Annotated in this window: 15 protein-coding genes; 2 read left to right on the top strand and 13 right to left on the bottom strand. The window is 61.3% G+C overall.

The window, feature by feature from the left end; translation table 11 throughout:
* The first annotated feature begins 18 nt into the window (after positions 1–18).
* Entirely contained in the window at positions 19–930 is a 912-nt protein-coding gene (locus tag ACFOSS_RS11865) for a LysR family transcriptional regulator (protein ID WP_377152749.1), read from the top strand.
* Here ACFOSS_RS11865 and ACFOSS_RS11860 read toward each other — a convergent pair.
* The 12 genes from ACFOSS_RS11860 to kdpF all read right to left on the bottom strand — a co-directional run bounded on the left by ACFOSS_RS11860 (position 927) and on the right by kdpF (position 14,826).
* Positions 927–1,376, bottom strand: coding sequence for a GNAT family N-acetyltransferase (locus tag ACFOSS_RS11860; RefSeq protein ID WP_377152747.1), 450 nt, complete (start codon positions 1,374–1,376; stop codon positions 927–929). The genes ACFOSS_RS11865 and ACFOSS_RS11860 overlap by 4 nt on opposite strands.
* Positions 1,377–1,421: 45 nt before the next feature.
* On the bottom strand, positions 1,422–2,717 hold the full coding sequence (locus ACFOSS_RS11855) for a hemolysin family protein (protein ID WP_377152745.1): 1,296 nt from the start codon (positions 2,715–2,717) through the stop codon (positions 1,422–1,424).
* A 328-nt stretch (positions 2,718–3,045) separates the two neighbouring features.
* Positions 3,046–3,405, bottom strand: a complete 360-nt coding sequence (locus ACFOSS_RS11850; protein ID WP_377152743.1) for a ribosomal maturation YjgA family protein — start codon at positions 3,403–3,405, stop codon at positions 3,046–3,048.
* 23 nt (positions 3,406–3,428) lie between these two features.
* Positions 3,429–4,088 (bottom strand): DUF4304 domain-containing protein, encoded by a 660-nt coding sequence (locus ACFOSS_RS11845; RefSeq protein ID WP_377152741.1) that lies wholly within the window; start codon positions 4,086–4,088, stop codon positions 3,429–3,431.
* A gap of 118 nt (positions 4,089–4,206) precedes the next feature.
* A complete protein-coding gene (locus ACFOSS_RS11840; protein WP_377152739.1) occupies positions 4,207–6,567 on the bottom strand; it encodes a heavy metal translocating P-type ATPase in 2,361 nt (786 codons plus the stop codon).
* 2 nt (positions 6,568–6,569) lie between these two features.
* Positions 6,570–6,776 (bottom strand): heavy-metal-associated domain-containing protein, encoded by a 207-nt coding sequence (locus ACFOSS_RS11835; RefSeq protein ID WP_377152737.1) that lies wholly within the window; start codon positions 6,774–6,776, stop codon positions 6,570–6,572.
* Positions 6,777–6,973: 197 nt separating this feature from the next.
* Positions 6,974–7,663 (bottom strand): two-component system response regulator KdpE, encoded by a 690-nt coding sequence (gene kdpE, locus ACFOSS_RS11830; RefSeq protein ID WP_377152735.1) that lies wholly within the window; start codon positions 7,661–7,663, stop codon positions 6,974–6,976.
* The gene (gene kdpD, locus ACFOSS_RS11825) at positions 7,660–10,356 is read right to left on the bottom strand and encodes a two-component system sensor histidine kinase KdpD (RefSeq protein ID WP_377152733.1); all 2,697 of its coding nucleotides are present in this window, start codon (positions 10,354–10,356) and stop codon (positions 7,660–7,662) included. The genes kdpE and kdpD overlap by 4 nt, the downstream gene beginning before the upstream one ends.
* A complete protein-coding gene (kdpC, locus tag ACFOSS_RS11820; protein ID WP_377152731.1) occupies positions 10,353–10,937 on the bottom strand; it encodes a potassium-transporting ATPase subunit KdpC in 585 nt (194 codons plus the stop codon). The genes kdpD and kdpC overlap by 4 nt, the downstream gene beginning before the upstream one ends.
* 9 nt (positions 10,938–10,946) lie before the next feature.
* Positions 10,947–13,022, bottom strand: a complete 2,076-nt coding sequence (gene kdpB, locus ACFOSS_RS11815) for a potassium-transporting ATPase subunit KdpB (RefSeq protein ID WP_377152729.1) — start codon at positions 13,020–13,022, stop codon at positions 10,947–10,949.
* 11 nt (positions 13,023–13,033) lie between these two features.
* On the bottom strand, positions 13,034–14,737 hold the full coding sequence (gene kdpA / locus ACFOSS_RS11810; RefSeq protein ID WP_377152727.1) for a potassium-transporting ATPase subunit KdpA: 1,704 nt from the start codon (positions 14,735–14,737) through the stop codon (positions 13,034–13,036).
* On the bottom strand, positions 14,737–14,826 hold the full coding sequence (gene kdpF / locus ACFOSS_RS11805) for a K(+)-transporting ATPase subunit F (RefSeq protein WP_377152725.1): 90 nt from the start codon (positions 14,824–14,826) through the stop codon (positions 14,737–14,739). The genes kdpA and kdpF overlap by 1 nt, the downstream gene beginning before the upstream one ends.
* 200 nt (positions 14,827–15,026) lie before the next feature.
* Between kdpF and ACFOSS_RS11800 the strand changes: the two genes are divergently transcribed.
* Positions 15,027–15,656, top strand: coding sequence for a LysE family translocator (locus ACFOSS_RS11800; RefSeq protein ID WP_377152723.1), 630 nt, complete (start codon positions 15,027–15,029; stop codon positions 15,654–15,656).
* 22 nt (positions 15,657–15,678) lie between these two features.
* On the opposite strand, the gene ACFOSS_RS11795 is transcribed toward ACFOSS_RS11800, so the two are convergent.
* Entirely contained in the window at positions 15,679–16,950 is a 1,272-nt protein-coding gene (locus tag ACFOSS_RS11795; protein WP_377152721.1) for a ferredoxin reductase family protein, read from the bottom strand.
* Positions 16,951–17,146 lie beyond the last annotated feature (196 nt).

The raw sequence follows: 17,146 nt of genomic DNA, 5'->3' as shown, positions 1-17,146 counted from the left end.
TTTAATAATGGAGTATTCATGCTCAGTGGTGTCAACGTTCAGCAAGTGCAAATTTTTCTGATGATAGTGCGGGCGGGCAGCCTGACAGCGGCGGCGCAACGCCTGCAGATGACACCGGCGGCGGTCAGCCTGTCATTGCGTCAACTGGAACAGCAGCTGGGATTGCCGTTGTTGTTGCGCACGACACGCCGTCAGGAGTTAACCGCAGCCGGTGAGCGGCTGCTGGCGCAGGCACAACCGGCACTGGGGGCGCTGCAACAGGCCTTCGATGAGGTTCAGGCGCTGGGAGGTACACCCAGCGGCCATGTCACGATCACGGTGCCGCGCTTTGTCTACCGCTGGTTATTGCAGCCGGTCTATGCCGAGTTTTGTCAGCGTTATCCGCAGATCCTGCTCGAGATCCGCGTCAACGATGGCACCCAGGATCTGCTCAGCGAGGGCATTGATGTCGGGATCCGGTTTGGCGATCTGCTGGATGACGATGTGATTGCCAGGCCGTTGACGGAGCCCTTGCTCGATGCGCTGTTTGCCACGCCCGATTACCTGGCGCAGCATGGTATGCCGACCACACCGCAAGAGCTGAGTCGGCATCGTCAGGTGCAGTATCGTTTCCAGACCTCTCGCCAACTGGCACCGCTGTTGTTGCAGTGGGAGGGCATAGTGCAAGCGCAAGATCTGCCTGCGGCGCTGATCGTGGACGACACCGATGCGCTGTTGGATGCGGTCAGACAGGGATTGGGTATCGGCCATCTGCTGGCTCTGGCGGTCGATGACGAGCTGCGGCGTGGCGAGCTGGTGCCAGTGATGGTGCCAGCCTGGCGGCAGGTGGCACCGCTGTATCTGTACTATCTCAAGGACACGCAAAAGGCCTGCCGGGTACGGGTCCTGGTGGATTTTCTGCTGGAAAAGGCCCGCCTGCTCGCCGGCTAAACGGGACGGCGGATCATCTCCAGGGTGTGTGGCGTTTGGCTGTCGATCTTGAAGCCATGGCGACGATAGAGGCGAACCGCCGGATTGCGCTTGAAGACGCTCAACCGGACACTGCGACCGGCACGATCCGCCTCGGCCAGGGTCCAGGCCAGCAGTTGCGAACCCAGACCGCCGCCCTGGTATTCCGGGGCTATCTGCAGCTGTATCAGTTCCCAGACAGAGGTGTCGGTGACCAGCTTGAACAGGCCGATCGGCTCTCTGTCCTGCAGTAGCACGCGGCCACAATCCAGTCGCAGGCGAATGCGATCCAGGTGCTCTTGCTGACTGGGCTGCAAGCCCTGAGCGGCGAAATGCTCGCCCATGCAACGCTGGCGTAACGTGAGCAACCAGTCGATATCCTGCTCAGTGGCAGGCCGAAACGCGAGCGGGAAAGAGGAGCTAGTCATGGCGACTCCGTATTCAGAACAAGCTGGCCGCTGGCCAGCTGCGGGTTAGGGGGAATCGATGTCGGCTTTGAGGGAGGCAAGCACCTTGTCGATGCGCTTGTCATCCATGTCGATGATCTCGAAGCGCCACTGCTGCCAGTCGACGCTGTCGCCAGTGCGCGGGATGCGGCCAAATAGCAGTAACAGCATGCCACTGAGCGTATGGTAGCGGCCCTTGTCCTCTTCTGGGGTTTGCCGTAATTGCAAACAATCCTTGAGCTCCGGAATCGGAATCGCGCCATCCAGCAACCAGGAGCCATCTTCGCGTTGCAGCGCACTGGCATCGGCCGCATCATGAGGTGTGAACTCGCCAGTGACCGCCTCGAGCACATCCTGCAGCGTTACCAGACCTTCTATTTCGCCATATTCGTCAATGACAAATGCCATCTGCATCTGGTTGCCACGAAATTGCTGTAACAGTTCCAGACCGGTCAGCGTTTCAGGAACATACAGGCAGGGTTGCAGGTTGTGACGAAAATCGATGGTCTCGCCACGGACCAGCGCGCCGAGCGCCTGCCGTGCATGCATGACACCGATCACCCGCTCCAGCGACCCTTCGCAGACCGGCACCCGGCTGTGTTCACATTCTATCAGCCGTTGCAGGTTCTCTGCGGTCGTAGCCTGGACATCGAGGTAGACCACTTCGGAGCGCGGTATCATCAAGGAGCCGAGTTGACGGTCATCGAGGCGAAAGACGTTGCGCACCATGTCGTGCTGCTGTTGCTCGATACTGCCGGATTCCGAGCCCTCTTCCAGCAGGGCATGGATCTCCTCTTCGGCATAGTTGGCCTGCTGGGCCGTGCGGATCCCCAGCACGCGGATCAAGCCATGGGTCGACAGAGAAAGCAGCAGAACGAACGGTCGCGTCACCAGCGCCAATAAGTGCATCGGACGGGCCACCAGACGGGCGATGGTCTCCGGACTCAACTGGCCGATACGCTTGGGGACCAGCTCGCCGACGACGATCGACACATATGTGACCACCACGACAACCAGCGCAGTGGCCGTGATGCCGGCCGTTGCCGCAGGCAGGCCTAGCGTGGTCAGCCATTCGGCCAGCGGTTTGGCGAGCACAGATTCGCCGACGATGCCGTTTAACAGGCCGATGGAGGTAATGCCAATCTGGATCGCCGACAGAAAACGGGTGGGATCTTCTGCCAACTGCAGTGCCACCTGAGCGCCTTGATCGCCATCGGCGGCCAGTTTGGCAAGGCGGCCTTTGCGCGCGGTGACCAGAGCGATCTCCGACATGGCGAATACGCCATTGAGCAGCACCAGACCAAACAGTATCAGATACTCCATGTCGTACCTCCGCAGGTAAATTGCCAGCGGTCTGACAGCGACCATACCGCGCTGCGGCGTGAGGCCGTCACGGTTGACCAAGGATCAGGACGGGAGAAAAGGGGCGTCATGCTGACAGTAGAACGACGGTGTGGGTCACGATAAGCCGTGCCGCCGAGATGGGCGTTAAAACAAGGTCGAGGCTCGGATTGGGCCATAGCGCCGGGTTGACCGGTAACTCCTGTGTGATGAACCAGCGGTTATGCTACAAACCACCGGGATATCCTGTCAATAAACATGATTTATATCAATTACAACCGGATAGTCCGGCAGCAGCACAGCGTGTTGCCTAGCGACGCCAAAGCAGCAACAGGGCGGCGCCGAGCGTGTAGGCCAGCATGTCCAGCGGATCGAAGGTCGTACCCAGCACAATGCGCGCGAGTCGGGAATCGTTCAGCCCAAGATGCGACACCAGGCCCAGTCCCTGTGCCACCTCGATGGCAATCGCGAACAACCAGATGCCGTACACCAGGGTACGATGGCGCACACAGACCACACTGCGGAGCAAAAAGTAGAGCAATCCTATCACCAGCACGTCACCGATGAACGGGCGCACCACACTGTCATGGACCCACAAGGCGATGGCGATTTCTACCATGAGCAAGCCGAAGGCAATAACGGCGCTCTGCCGGTTGAAGCGAAACTGCATTCTCAACTCCAAACAGGTGGCAATTACACGGGACAAGGTGGGGGCGGCTGCAACGCGGCCGCCAACTGGTTATAGAGCTCGGCTGCCCAGCGGCGGGCCATGCCCAAATTGTCCGGATAGCGACCATCGGCATGATTGAGGCAGGTCTCCAGCGCGCGGTTATCCTGGCCGAGCTGCAGGCAGGCCAGGGCCTGCATTAGCCGCGCGGTCAGGCCATCATCCAGGTATTGCCCCTGCGCCAGCGCCTGCAAGGTGCCGGCACTTTCCAGCCAGGGCAGGGCCTGGTCGACCAGCAAGGTCAATAGGGCGTGGTTCTGCGCCGCGGGGACCTCGGCCAGCGGCCACCAGCTGTCGCGGGCGGGCGTGTCAAACTCGCCTAGTCGACGGCGCAGGGCGCAGGACTGGATGGTGGGCTTGACCACATGGCGTGCCAGGTGAGCGAAGGCGTCCAGTCGGGCCAGCGCGGCCAGCAAGGATGGAAAACAGAGGCCGACTTCCAGGGTGAACTGAGCATCTTGCCGACTGTCATCCCGAAGTAGCCTGGCTTCGACCACCTGGATGACGAGGGGGGTATGGCGTCGAAACAGGCGACCCTGCAACTGGAATCCATGGGCCTGTAACTGCGGTTGCAGCGCCTGTTCCAGGTAGCGATTGAGCTGCCCGTTGTGGGATGTTGACAGCATTACCCTGACTTCCTTGTCATGCAGTGAGACCCATCTTAGCCAGTGTTCCCTACCTGCCGACAAGCCTGACCAGTTGTTAAAACGCGAGAACAAGAGCTGGCTAACGTATGTAACGTTTTCACGGCTGCCAGCGTCGCAGCCAGAGTGCGTTCACGATCACACTGACACTGGAGAAGGCCATGGCGGCACCGGCCAGCATCGGACTGAGCCAGCCCAGTGCCGCGAGCGGAATGCCGAGCGCGTTGAAGATCAGTGCCCAGAACAGGTTCTGGCGAATCTTGCGCCAGGTGGCGCGCGATAGCGAGATCGCCTGCGCGACCATCACCGGATCGCTGCGCATCAGCGTGATGGCCGCTGCCTGCATGGCGACGTCGGTGCCTTGTCCCATGGCGATGCCGACATCGGCAGCGGCGAGGGCGGGCGCATCGTTGATGCCATCACCCACCATGGCAACACGCTCGCCCCCTTGTCGCAGTTCGCCGATGACAGCGGCCTTTTGTTCCGGCAAGATCTCTGCCATGACCCGATCCAGGCCTAACTGCTGGCCGATGTGGTCGGCCGCCGCCTGGTTGTCACCACTGAGCATCAGGCAGCGAACGCCCATCCGATGCAGTGTCGCAATCGCTGCGGCCGCTTGCGGGCGGAGCGCATCGCCAAAACTCAGCATGCCCAGTACCCTGGTGCTGCCTTTTACCGCCAGCCAGGCGACGCTGTAACCCTGTTGCTGCGCCTGGGCCTCGGCCGCGGCCAAGGGGCTGCAGTCAATGCCGGCTTCGGTCATCAGCCGGCGGCTGCCCAGCAAATAGCAGTGCCCCGCGATCCACCCGGAAACCCCCAGCCCAGGCAGGGTCTGCACGTCACTTGCCGGCGCAAGGTCGGACCCTGCGGCGTGCAAGATGGCCTTGGCCAGCGGGTGCTGGCTGCCGCGCTGTAACGCCGCCGCCAGTGCCAGTACGGCCGCGGAATCTGTACCCTGCGCGCTGATCTGTTGCACTGTCGGTTGCCCCAGTGTCAGCGTTCCGGTTTTGTCGAACGCCACCAGCGTAATGCCTTGGGCCAGCTCCAGCGCCTCGGCGTCCTTGATCAGAATGCCATGGCGCGCGGCCAGACCGGTGCCAACCATGATGGCCGCTGGCGTGGCCAGACCCAGCGCACAAGGGCAGGCGATGACCAGCACGGCGACGGCATGCAGTACCGCGCTTTGCCAGTCGTGACTGGTCACTCCCCATCCCAGCAGGGTGCCGGCAGCAATCACCAGCACCACGGGCACGAACAGGGCGCTGACGCGATCGGCAAGCCGTTGTACTGGCGCCTTGGCGCCTTGTGCTGCCTGAACCAGGCGCACAATCCGTGCCAGACGGCTCTCGGCACCCAATGCCTGTGTCTCGATAATCAGGGTGCCATGCTGATTAATGGCGCCCCCGGTAACCCTATCGCCCCCTTGCTTGGTGACGGGCAGGCTTTCGCCGGTCAGCAGCGACTCATCCACCTCGCTGATCCCCTCTACAACCACACCATCTACCGGGATCCGCTCGCCGGCGCGAACCCGTACCCGGTCGCCGATGACCAGGGCGCTGAGGGGTAATGTCTGCTCACGGCCAGCGCGCATGACGCAGGCAACCTCAGGTTGCAACGCCTGCAATGCGCGAATGGCACTGCTGGTCTGCTGGCGGGCGCGGGCCTCGAGCCATTTGCCCAGCCGAACCAGCGTGATGACTACCGCCGAGGTTTCAAAATAGAGGTGCGGGCTGGCATGGTGCTGGCCGGCGGTGACAGCCAGATACACGGAGAGGCCATACGCGGCCGAAGTTCCAATGGCAACCAGCAGATCCATGTTGCCGCCGCCGGCGCGCAGCGCAAGCCAACCGGCACGGTAGAAACGGGCGCCGAGCCAGAACTGCACCGGCGTCGCCAGCAAAAACTGCAGCGCAACCGGTAATGTCCAATCAATACCGAAGGGGGCCAGCAGCATGGGGAGCAGCAGCGGCAGGGTCAGCGTCACCCCGATTAGCCAGGGCCAGAAGGACGGTGAGTCCCCAGCGTGTGGCGCCGGGGATTGAGCCTGCAGCCTGGCCTGAAAACCGGCCTGCTCGATCAGGTGGGTCAGCTGTGTCGCCGGCAGGGTAGCAAGCGCCGTGATGTGCGCCTGCTCGGTTGCCAGATTGACGCTGGCGTCAATGACACTGCTCTGTTTTGCCAGCAGGCGCTCGATGCGGCTGGCACAACCGGCGCAGCTCATGCCGCCAATATCAAGCTGCCATGTTTGGGTCGGAACCTGAAAACCGGCCTGTTCGACGGCACTGATCAGTGCGCGCAGGGTGGTTCCGGGGGTCAGTTGCAGTTGGGCCTGTTCGCTTGCCAGGTTGACGGAGACCTGCACCACCCCAGGCTGGCGTGCCAGCAGCCGTTCCAGACGGCTGACGCAGCTGGCGCAGCTCATGCCCTGGATCGGCAATTGGAGTTCAAGGTTGTTGGCCATGCTCACACCTCGGCCTGGCTGATCACCTCGAAGCCCAGATCGGTGATCAAGGTGCTCAATTGTTGCAGCGGTAGCTGACTTTGGATGCGGACTTGGCCATTGGGCAGATCAATCTTGACCTGGGCCAGCGGATCGAGCCGGGCGACGCCCTGGGTGATGGCGCTGATACAATGGCCACAATGCATGCCGGAAACCTGCAGTTGATACATGATGTGCTCCTCAGGTGGTGACAGATGATGATCGCAGTGTGAACCTTGACATCATGGCAAGGTCAAGCCAGTTGTCACCTACCGGCGGTGCCGCATAAAAAAATCCCCGCGCAGGCGGGGAAGGCAAATGAAGTTTCAGGGTTAACGCGGGCATGATGCGCGGTTCCTGTGTCAATGACATGACAGTACTTGCGCTATCAGATGACAAAACGGTAACCGATGCCCGCTTCGGTCAGCAGATGGCGCGGCCGTGCCGGATCGGCTTCAAGCTTCTGGCGCAGATGGCCCATATAGATGCGCAGATAATGGTTGTGCTCAACCGCATTGGGCCCCCACACGGCCAGCAGCAAGTGGCGCTGGGTCAACACCTTGTCTGGATTGGCCAGCAGTTCGTTGAGCAGGCGGTATTCGATAGGGGTTAAATGCAGCTCTTCCTCATGCCGCCAGATGCGGCGTAGTGCCCGGTCGACACGAATGTCGCCAAAGTGCAGTTGTGCATCGCCGGCGGTTGGTCCGCCTGCCTGAGTGCGGCGCAGTGCCGCGCGGATCCGCGCCAGCAGTTCACCGATACCGAACGGCTTGATCAGATAATCATCGGCACCGGCATCCAGTGCCGCGATCTTGTCGGTCTCGTCACTGCGCGCCGAGAGCACCAGGATCGGCATGGCCGACCATTGGCGCAATTCGCGGATCAGCGTGACGCCATCGCCATCCGGCAAGCCCAGATCCAGCACCAGCATGTCTGGCTTGCGCGTCGCCGCCTCGAGCAGGCCTCGCTGTTGTCCATCGGCTTCGTAGACGCGAAAGCCCTCGGCTTCCAGCGCGCTGCGCACATAACGCCGAATGGCGTCTTCATCCTCAACAATCAACAGGGTAGCGGTTGTCACATCTCCTCCACAACGTCATCCCACAGTGGCGGGGGGGCCTGATAAGGCAGGGTAAAGCAAAAGCGGGCGCCGCCTTCGGGGCGATTGCTGCCGCTGATCTGACCACCATGGGCTTCAATGATAGCCCGACAGATGGCCAGTCCCAAGCCGACACCGGGGATCACCGACTCGCGGTTACCACGGGAAAATTTGTCGAAGATGGCCTGTTCCTGCCCCGGTGGCAGACCAGGCCCATTATCCAGCACACACATTTCGAGCTGGTTTTCCAGATGGCGCGCCGTCAGCGTGATGCTGGCGTGGGGACCGGCATATTTGGCCGCATTTTCCAGCAGGTTGACCAGTACGCGCTCGAGCATGGCGCCATCGGCATACAACAGCGGAAATGAGGCGGGGATGTCGTGGCGAGTAACGCAGCCTTGTAGCGGGATCTCCAGTTCGCGCAATGCGCTGCCCAACAGCTCGGGCAGCGATTGCCATTCGCGGCGTAGCGCCAGACCGCCGGATTGCAGGCGGGCCATATCCAGCAGGTTGTTGACCAGGCGGGTGGTATTAAGCACTTGCTGGCGCATGGCCGAGGCCTGTAGCGCATGGGGTGACTGCTCCAGCCCCAGTTCCAAGGTCAGGATCTCTGCCTGGCCAAACAGCACGGTCAGCGGTGTACGCAAGTCATGGGAGAGTGCCGCCAACAGCGAGTTACGCAGCCGTTCTGACTCGATTTGCAATTGCTGACGCTCAGCGGCCTGGGCCAGAGCATGACGCTCCAGCGCAATGGCGATCAATACGGTATAGAGATCCAGCAGCCGCAACTGTTCAGGGATCATCAACAATCGCTGATGACGCGGTTCAACGGCCAGCACACCGAAGTGCCGGGTGGCGGTCGTCAGTGGTATCAGCCGTTGAGGCAAGGCGGGCAGGGTATCGGTAGCGAGCCCGGCGGCACTGGCATGATCCAGACACCATTTGGCGACGTCCTGATCCACCGCGCAGGCATCCGCATGCTGACAGGCCGGTTGCAGTTCGCCGTCGGCCTCGGGCAGTAGCAACTGGCTGCGGGCATGAAAGCTACGGCTGATGAATTCGCCGCTGATGCCGGCAATCTCGTTGCGGCTGACCGCTCCGCTCAACGCCTTGGCCAGTTCGAACAGTTGTCGCGAGCGTTGCTCGCGGTAGTGGGCGATGCGTGCCTGATAGCGTACACCGGCCGTCAGCTGGCCGATCAGCAGACCCACGGCCAACATCACCGAGAACGTTAGCAGGTACTGCATGTCACTGACGGCAAACGACAGGTGCGGGTCGATGAAGAAGAAGTCGAACAGGCCGACATAACAGATGGCGGCCAGGATCGCCGGTCCCCGTCCATAGCGCAGCGCGATCAGCACCACGCCCAGGAGGAAGATCATCACCAGGTTGACCGGATCCAGATACGGCATCAGCAGGCTGGCAAACAGTGTCAGCAGGGCGCCCAGCCCAAGGGTCGCCAGACAGCCACGGATCTGCACCTGCCAGCGCTCGGCAAAGCTGCGCAGATCCGGCGGCAGCGTTCGCTCCTGCTGCGGGGTAGCCGGGGTGTCCACGGCCACTACCAATAAATCCAGATCCGGCCCCAACTCACCCAGACGATCGACAAAGCGGCGGCCGCGCCAGCTGAAGCGGTCGCGTCGGCGCCGGCCAATGATGATCTTGCCCAGGTTGTGCTCACGGGCGTAATCGAGGATGGCCTGAGCCTCCTCCTGGGCGGCCAGTGTGGCCGTGGTGGCACCAAGATCTTCAGCCAGCTTCAGGGTTTGCAGTATGTTGCGCCGTTGCTGTTCCGGCAGCCGGTGCAGGCGTGGTGTCTCGACATAGACGGCATGCCAGGGACTGCCGAGTCGCGCCGCCAGCCGTGCCGCGGTGCGCACGACCTTGTCGCTGCCATCCTGCGGTCCGAGACAGACCAGCAGTGCATCATGGGTATGCCAGACCCGCTCGATATCGGCCCCATGCCGGTAGGCGCGCATCTGATCGTCCACGCGCTCGGCGGTACGGCGCAGCGCCAGTTCGCGCAGCGCCATCAAGTTGCCTTTGCGGAAGAAGTGCTCGATGGCTCGTTCCGCCTGCCCGGCCAGATAGACCTTGCCCTCCTTAAGGCGTTGGCGCAGATCGTCCGGTGGCAGATCGACGAGGATGATTTCATCGGCCGCATCAAACAGCCGATCGGGCACCGTCTCTCGCACCCGGATGCCGGTGATGCCGCCGACGATGTCGTTCAGGCTCTCCAGATGCTGGACATTGATGGTTGTGAAGACATCCATACCCGCATCCAGCAGCTCCTCCACATCCTGCCAGCGTTTGGGGTGGCGCGAACCGGTGACGTTGCTGTGGGCCAGTTCATCCACCAGTACCACGGCCGGGTGGCGTGCGAGCACGCCATCCAGATCGAACTCCGCCAATCGGCGTCCGCGATAGAAGTGATGACGCATGGGCTGCACGGTGAGGCCATCCAGCAACGCAGCTGTTTCGCTGCGGCCATGGGTTTCGACGATACCGACCAGCACATCCAGCCCCTGTGCCCGCAGACGCTGCGCCTCCTGCAGCATGGCGTAGGTCTTGCCGACTCCGGCATTGGCACCGAAGAAGATCTTCAGTTTGCCTCGCAATCGGGTCTGGGCCAGCAGCGTGTCCGGATCCGGGCGGCGTTCGTCGTCGTAGGTCATGGTGTCTCCGTCGGGGCTGGGGTGGCGTCTAGCCGGTCGAGCGCCATATTCAACTGCAATACGTTTACCACAGGGCTACCGAGGAAGCCGAGGGCAGGACGCTCAATTGCGGCCCGGATCAGGTCATTGAGCTGATCTGGCGCCAGATGCCGGGCGGCCGCAACGCGAGGCACCTGAAACAGCACGGCGGCCGGGCTCAGGTGGGGATCCAATCCACTGGCCGACGTCGTGACCAGATCGACCGGTACGCGCAAGCTAGCAGGCTGCTGTGGCCACGTTTGCAGTTGCGCCTCGATATTCTGTGTCAGTTGCGGATTGAGCGGTCCCAGGTTGCTGCCACCGGAAGCGAGCGCACTATAGCCGACTGCCGAAGGACGACTCCAGAAATAATCTTGCCGCGCAAAGGGTTGGCCGATGAGCGCCGAGCCGACGCTGTGACCATCGCGTGTCAGCAGGCTGCCGTTGGCCTGGGCTGGAAACAGTGTCTGCGCCAGCCAGGTTGATAACAGGGGATAGGCCAGACCGGTGATCAGACTCAACAACAGCGTCAGTCGCAAGGCGTTTTTCAACAGAATGAACATGATGTCTCCTTAAACCAGACCGCAGGCGGTCAGCAGCACGTCGATGATCTTGATGCCGATGAAGGGAATGATCAGGCCGCCACCGCCGTAGATCAGCAGGTTGCGCCCCAGCAGCTTGTCGGCGCGCAGCGGCCGGTAGTGCACGCCGCGCAGTGCCAGCGGGATCAGCGCTATGATGATCAGCGCGTTGAAGATGACCGCTGACAGAATCGCCGATTGCGGGCTCGACAGTTGCATCAGGTTCAAGGCGTTAAGCTGCGGGTAGGTGGCGGCGAAGGCGGCTGGAATGATGGCAAAGTACTTGGCGACGTCGTTGGCAATGCTGAAGGTGGTCAGTGAACCGCGGGTCATCAGCATCTGCTTGCCGATGTGGACCACTTCGATCAGCTTGGTGGGATTGGAGTCCAGATCCACCATGTTGCCAGCCTCCTTGGCCGCCTGGGTGCCACTGTTCATCGCCACGGCGACATCGGCCTGGGCCAGTGCCGGTGCGTCGTTGGTGCCATCGCCGGTCATGGCCACCAGGCGGCCTTCGCCCTGGTACTGGCGAATCAACGCCAGCTTGGTCTCCGGGGTTGCTTCGGCGAGGAAGTCATCGACACCCGCTTCGGCAGCGATAGCCGCTGCCGTCAGACGGTTGTCACCGGTGACCATCACCGTCTTGATTCCCATGCGGCGCAACTCCACGAAGCGCTCCTTGATACCGCCCTTGACGATGTCCGACAGGGCTATCACACCCAGTACCCGGCTCCCTTCGCTGACCACCAGCGGCGTGCCGCCTTCGCGGGCCACCTGTTCCACCAGTGTCTGGGCGCGACGCGGATATTCGCCGCCATTGGCCTCGACATGGCGCCGGATGGCATCGGCGGCCCCTTTGCGGATCAGGCGACCATCAAGATTGACTCCACTCATGCGGCTCTGAGCCGAGAAGGGGACAAAGGTCGCGCCGAGGGCGTGAATGTCGCGTTCGCGCAGATTGAAGCGCAGCTTGGCCAGCACCACTATGCTGCGTCCCTCGGGGGTCTCGTCGGCCAGGGACGCCAGCTGGGCGGCATCGGCCAGCTGTTGTTCGCTGACACCGGCCACCGGCAGAAAGCGGCTGGCCTGGCGGTTGCCGAGGGTTATGGTCCCGGTTTTGTCCAGCAACAGTACATCGACATCCCCGGCGGCCTCAACGGCACGCCCCGAGGTGGCGATGACATTCGCCGCCAGCATGCGGCTCATGCCAGCTACGCCGATAGCCGACAGCAGGCCCCCTATGGTGGTCGGGATCAGGCAGACCAGCAGCGCCACCAGTATGGTCAATGACACCAGGGTCCCGGCATGATTGCTCAACACGGCAAACTGCGAGAATGGCAGCAGGGTGGCCGTTGCCAGCACGAAGATCAGCGTCAGTGCGATCAACAGGATCGTCAGTGCGATCTCGTTCGGCGTTTTGCGGCGTTGTGCCCCTTCCACCATGGCTATCATGCGGTCCAGGAAGGTTTCGCCGGGATTGACAGTGGCACGGATCACCAGCCAGTCGGAGAGGATGCGCGTACCCCCCGTGACCGAGCTGAAGTCGCCGCCCGCTTCGCGGATCACGGGCGCAGATTCGCCGGTAATGGCACTTTCATCAACCGAGGCGACCCCTTCAACCACCTCGCCATCACAGGGAATGGTGTCACCGGCCTCGACCTGCACCAGATCGCCTTTGCGCAGCTGATCGGCATTGATGCGTTGTGCCGGCGCGCCGTACTTGGCGAGCGTGAGCTTGCGTGCCCATACCGTCTGTTGCAGCCCGCGCAGGCTGGCTGCCTGTGCCTTGCTGCGCCCCTCGGCCAAGGCTTCGGCGAAGTTGGCAAACAACACGGTGAACCACAACCAAAGCGCTATGCTGGCGGTGAACCACAGTGGATCGTTGCTTTGTGGTGCTGCTGTCATAGCTTGAACCAGGCAGACAATCGTAGTCAACAGGCTGCCAAGCCAGACAACAAACATCACAGGGTTACGCCACTGGGCACGGGGATCCAGCTTGACGAAGGCCTGGTATACGGCCTGACGAAACAGTACGGGATCAAACAGCGAGAATGGTTTACGACGCATGCTAATACTCCTCAGTGGCCCAACGTCATCACGTGTTCAACGATCGGGCCCAGCGCCAATGCGGGGATGAAGGTCAGGGCGCCCACCAGCAATACAGCACCACTGAGCAGGACGATAAACAACAGGCCGTGTGTCGGCAGGGTGCCGTCGCCGGCGCTTTGCCGCTTCTTGCTCACCAGCGAGCCAGCCAACGCCAACACCGGCAGGATGACACCAAAGCGGCCTGCCAGCATGGCGATGCCGAGCAGCACGTTATAGAACGGACTATTGGCACCAAGCCCGGCAAAGGCACTGCCGTTGTTGTTGACCGCAGAGCTCAGGGCATACAGCACTTCACTGAAGCCGTGGGGGCCCGGATTGAAGATGCCGCTGCGACCGGCGGGCACCATCAGGGCGATGGCGGTGCCAATCAATACCAGCGACGAGGGGATCAATACCGCCAGGGCAACCAGTTTCATGTCGCGGCTTTCAATCTTCTTACCCAGATATTCGGGTGTGCGGCCAATCATCAGACCGGCGATGAATACCGTCAGCATGACAAACAGCATGATGCCGTAGAAGCCGGCGCCGACGCCGCCAAACACCACTTCTCCCAGTTGCATCAGCAACATCGGAACCATGCCACCCAAGGGGGTCAGCGAGTCATGCATGCTGTTGACAGCACCGCAGGAGGCGGCGGTGGTGATGACCGCAAACAGGCTGGATGCCGCAATGCCAAAGCGACTCTCTTTGCCCTCCATGTTGCCACCCGGCTGCAGATCCGTCGCTGTCAGGTCCAGTCCGAGCTGGTGAAGCTGCGGTGTGCCCTGTTGCTCATAGTGGGTGACCAGTCCGACCGCAAGCACGAACATCAGTGTCATGGCGGCCAGCAGGGCCCAGCCTTGACGACGATCGCCGCACAGGCGACCAAAGGCCAGCACCAGCGCGGTCGGAATGACGAAGATCGCCAGCATCTGCACGAAGTTTGTCGCTGCGGTCGGGTTCTCGAACGGGTGCGCCGAGTTGGCATTGAAGAAGCCGCCACCATTGGTGCCCAGCATCTTGATCGCCTCTTGCGATGCCACCGGTCCCATCGCCAGCGTCTGGGTATGACCCTCCAGTGTGGTCAGCCTCAAATAGGGCAACAGGTTTTGCAAGGTTCCTTGCTGTACGAAAAACAGCATCAGCAGCAGGCTCAGTGGAAGCAGGAGATAGAGGGTGAGCCGGAGCAGATCGCGCCAGGCATTTCCTAGCTGCTGCACATCATGCCGAATCAGACCACGGATCAGGGCCACGGCGACGGCGCCCCCCGTTGCGGCGGAGAGAAAGTTCTGTACCGTCAGTCCCGCCATCTGGCTGAAATAACTCACGGTTGCCTCGCCGACATACGCCTGCCAGTTGGTATTGGTCATGAAGCTGATGGCGGTGTTGAACGCCAGATCGACGGGCAGACCGGGGAGCTGCTGAGGATTCCAGGGCAGGTATGCCTGTCCCAGGAGGATGGCAAATAGCAAGAGCCCCCCCACCAGATTGACCATCATGATGACAGCCGCATAACCGCGCCAGGTCATCTCGCCTTCGGCACAGTTTGGTCCGAGCAGCAGGGTTTCGAGTTTGAGTAACGGCCGAGGCAGATCACCGTCGATCAGTGCAGCCAGCAGCCGGCTCAACGGTATGGCACACAGTAGCAGTACCAGCAGATAGCTCAGTAACAGCAGTACGGATAAGGGTGTCATCAGAAAGTCTCCGCATTCATCAAGGCATACAACAAATAGGCCAGCAGGGCTGCTATGCCTAAGAGGCCCAATAGCCACCATATCGTCATCATCATTTCCTTATCGTTAGCCGGGGTTGCTTGGTAATGGCATGGCTAGGGTATGAAATGGCAGGCAAAAGCGAGGTAAAAAGGCGCCGCGTCCAGATAAAAAAAGCGTAAAAATGGTCTCGGCAGCCGCCAGTTGCGCATTGCCCGAATGTGATCCAGTTGGCATCATGAGCGCTGGTGATCCGGTACAGGACGTAACGATGTTGTGGATTGATCCCGCCATTTTGGCGCTGTTTATACCGACATTTTTCTTTGTTTCGGTGACACCGGGCATGTGCATGACATTGGCGATGACGCTGGGCATGAGCTTGGGTGTTCGCCGCGCCTTGCACATGATGTGGGGCGAATTGCTCGGTGTGGGGCTGGTATCTGTGCTCTCTGTGGTGGGTGTAGCGGCGGTGATGCTGCATACGCCCTTGCTGTTCAGTGTTTTTAAGTATGTCGGTGGTGGTTATCTGTTGTGGCTGGGTTTGCAGATGTGGCGCTCGCGCGGCAAGCTGGCGCTATCCGCGGAGTCGGATGCGCGCCCTGAACAGGGGGCTCTGGCACTGGCGTTGCAAGGTTTCATCACGGCGATTGCCAATCCCAAGGGTTGGGCCTTCATGGTCTCGCTACTGCCACCGTTTATCCAGGCCAGTCGGCCATTGGCGCCGCAAATCATTACGCTAGTGGCATTGATCCTCTGCATCGAATTTGCCTGTCTGCTGCTTTATGCCGGCGGAGGACGGACGTTAAGTCGCTTTTTGGCCGGTGAAGGCAATGTGCAGAGACTCAATCGGGTGGCAGGGGCCTTGATGGCGATGGTGGGCCTCTGGCTGGCCCTGGGCTGAGCCAGCCGGTCAGTCGTCCGTTTTAGCGGAAGTCAAAGTGCTCATAGTGCAACTGCCGGGGTGAAAACCAGTGTGCCAGCATGGCCCGCATCCCCGCGGGGCCGCAGAACCAGCAGGCGCCGGGATGGCGGCTGGACAGCTGGCTGGCATCGAGCAGCCCGTCTTGATCGCGTTGCACGATTTGAAGCTGTACACCGGTTCGCAGGCACAACGCCTGCAATTGCGCTTCAAACAGTCGATCCTGTTGTCGTTCGACGCAGTAGATCAACCGGGTCTGGCTGCGCCGTTCACCGCGCTGTGCCAGGGAATCCAGCCAGGCAATAAACGGCGTGATGCCAATGCCGCCGGCGATCCAGTACTGCTCGCTATTGCTGGCCTCCGGCAGCGTGAAACCGCCATACGGGCCCTCCAGTTGACACCGCATGCCGACACGTAGCCGTTGCGCCAGGCTGCGGGTGTAATCACCCAATGGCTTGATCGCGAACTGTACCTGCCCGCTTGCGGCATCGAAGTGGACAATGGTGAACGGATGAGCTCCTTCTGCAGGGTGTAACGTCAACAATGCAAATTGCCCGGGGCGATAGTCGCGACCAAAGCGCCGATCGACACGCACCGTCAGGCTGAGGGTAGCGTTGCTGTGCACAGTCAGCGCGAGAAGTTCGCCGTCAAAACGCTGCCGCCGGCCAATCTGGCCGCTGAGGCTGTAGGCCGTGGCGACGAGGCCCAGCAGGATCAGCACCTGAGTCACCCAGCCAAAGGGGGTCCAGCGCAGCGCGGGCGCCAGCAGGTACAGGCTGTGCACCTGTGCCATCAGCGCCAGCACAGCGCCCAGCTTGTGGATCAGGCGAAAACGACCGTAGGGCAGGGCTCGGATCAGACTGATGACGATGAGCAGCAGCATGCCATAGAACGCCCATTCGCCCAGATCCCGAGCCAGCGATGCCCACGGATTGGCACCGTGTGGCCGCCGTCCTGTGGCCGCTAGCCAGCCCAGATCGATCAACCAGCGCGGCGCCTTGGTCAGCACCCAGTGCAGGGTGACCAACAGGGCACAACTGATGCCACTCCATTTGTGCAATTGATACAGATGATCGAGGCCACCCAGGCGCTGCTCCAGCCAACGCGGGCGAGTGGCCAGCCACAGGAGTGCCGAGAGCAGGACGATCGCCAGCACGCCACTGAGCTGAATGCCCTGATTACGCCAGAAGAAAAAACCTTGCTCCAGGGCATCAACGGGCAAGGAGATAAGCCAGCTAATACAGACCAGGGTGAGAGTAAAAACCAGGTAGCGCATCGTGGGTTGCTCCTCACTTTCCCTTTGCTTTAGAGCGTATAAACAAGGTTTGGCTAAAGTGTGTCGGTATGGTAACTGACTGTGTCAGCATGGGGCACTGGTGCGGCGATGACCACAAATTCACGCCTGCCCCCTTGCGTACTCAACGGAGTGTGAGGCGCCGCATTGGATTTCATTCGGGACTGAACTATATACA

Source organism: Pseudaeromonas sharmana (genome assembly GCF_042649925.1).
GTDB lineage: Bacteria > Pseudomonadota > Gammaproteobacteria > Enterobacterales > Aeromonadaceae > Pseudaeromonas > Pseudaeromonas sharmana.
The sequence above is the reverse complement of the archived record's forward strand: the minus strand, read 5'-3'. Positions and strand labels throughout refer to the sequence as shown.

Coding starts and splice junctions, on each gene's coding strand:
- kdpF (WP_377152725.1), bottom strand. CDS start 14,826: ATGACGATATGGTGGCTATTGGGCCTCTTAGGCATAGCAGCCCTGCTG.
- ACFOSS_RS11850 (WP_377152743.1), bottom strand. CDS start 3,405: ATGCAGTTTCGCTTCAACCGGCAGAGCGCCGTTATTGCCTTCGGCTTG.
- ACFOSS_RS11865 (WP_377152749.1), top strand. CDS start 19: ATGCTCAGTGGTGTCAACGTTCAGCAAGTGCAAATTTTTCTGATGATA.
- kdpD (WP_377152733.1), bottom strand. CDS start 10,356: ATGACCTACGACGACGAACGCCGCCCGGATCCGGACACGCTGCTGGCC.
- ACFOSS_RS11795 (WP_377152721.1), bottom strand. CDS start 16,950: ATGCGCTACCTGGTTTTTACTCTCACCCTGGTCTGTATTAGCTGGCTT.
- kdpC (WP_377152731.1), bottom strand. CDS start 10,937: ATGTTCATTCTGTTGAAAAACGCCTTGCGACTGACGCTGTTGTTGAGT.
- ACFOSS_RS11855 (WP_377152745.1), bottom strand. CDS start 2,717: ATGGAGTATCTGATACTGTTTGGTCTGGTGCTGCTCAATGGCGTATTC.
- ACFOSS_RS11840 (WP_377152739.1), bottom strand. CDS start 6,567: ATGGCCAACAACCTTGAACTCCAATTGCCGATCCAGGGCATGAGCTGC.
- kdpA (WP_377152727.1), bottom strand. CDS start 14,737: ATGACACCCTTATCCGTACTGCTGTTACTGAGCTATCTGCTGGTACTG.
- kdpB (WP_377152729.1), bottom strand. CDS start 13,022: ATGCGTCGTAAACCATTCTCGCTGTTTGATCCCGTACTGTTTCGTCAG.
- ACFOSS_RS11860 (WP_377152747.1), bottom strand. CDS start 1,376: ATGACTAGCTCCTCTTTCCCGCTCGCGTTTCGGCCTGCCACTGAGCAG.
- ACFOSS_RS11800 (WP_377152723.1), top strand. CDS start 15,027: ATGTTGTGGATTGATCCCGCCATTTTGGCGCTGTTTATACCGACATTT.
- ACFOSS_RS11835 (WP_377152737.1), bottom strand. CDS start 6,776: ATGTATCAACTGCAGGTTTCCGGCATGCATTGTGGCCATTGTATCAGC.
- ACFOSS_RS11845 (WP_377152741.1), bottom strand. CDS start 4,088: ATGCTGTCAACATCCCACAACGGGCAGCTCAATCGCTACCTGGAACAG.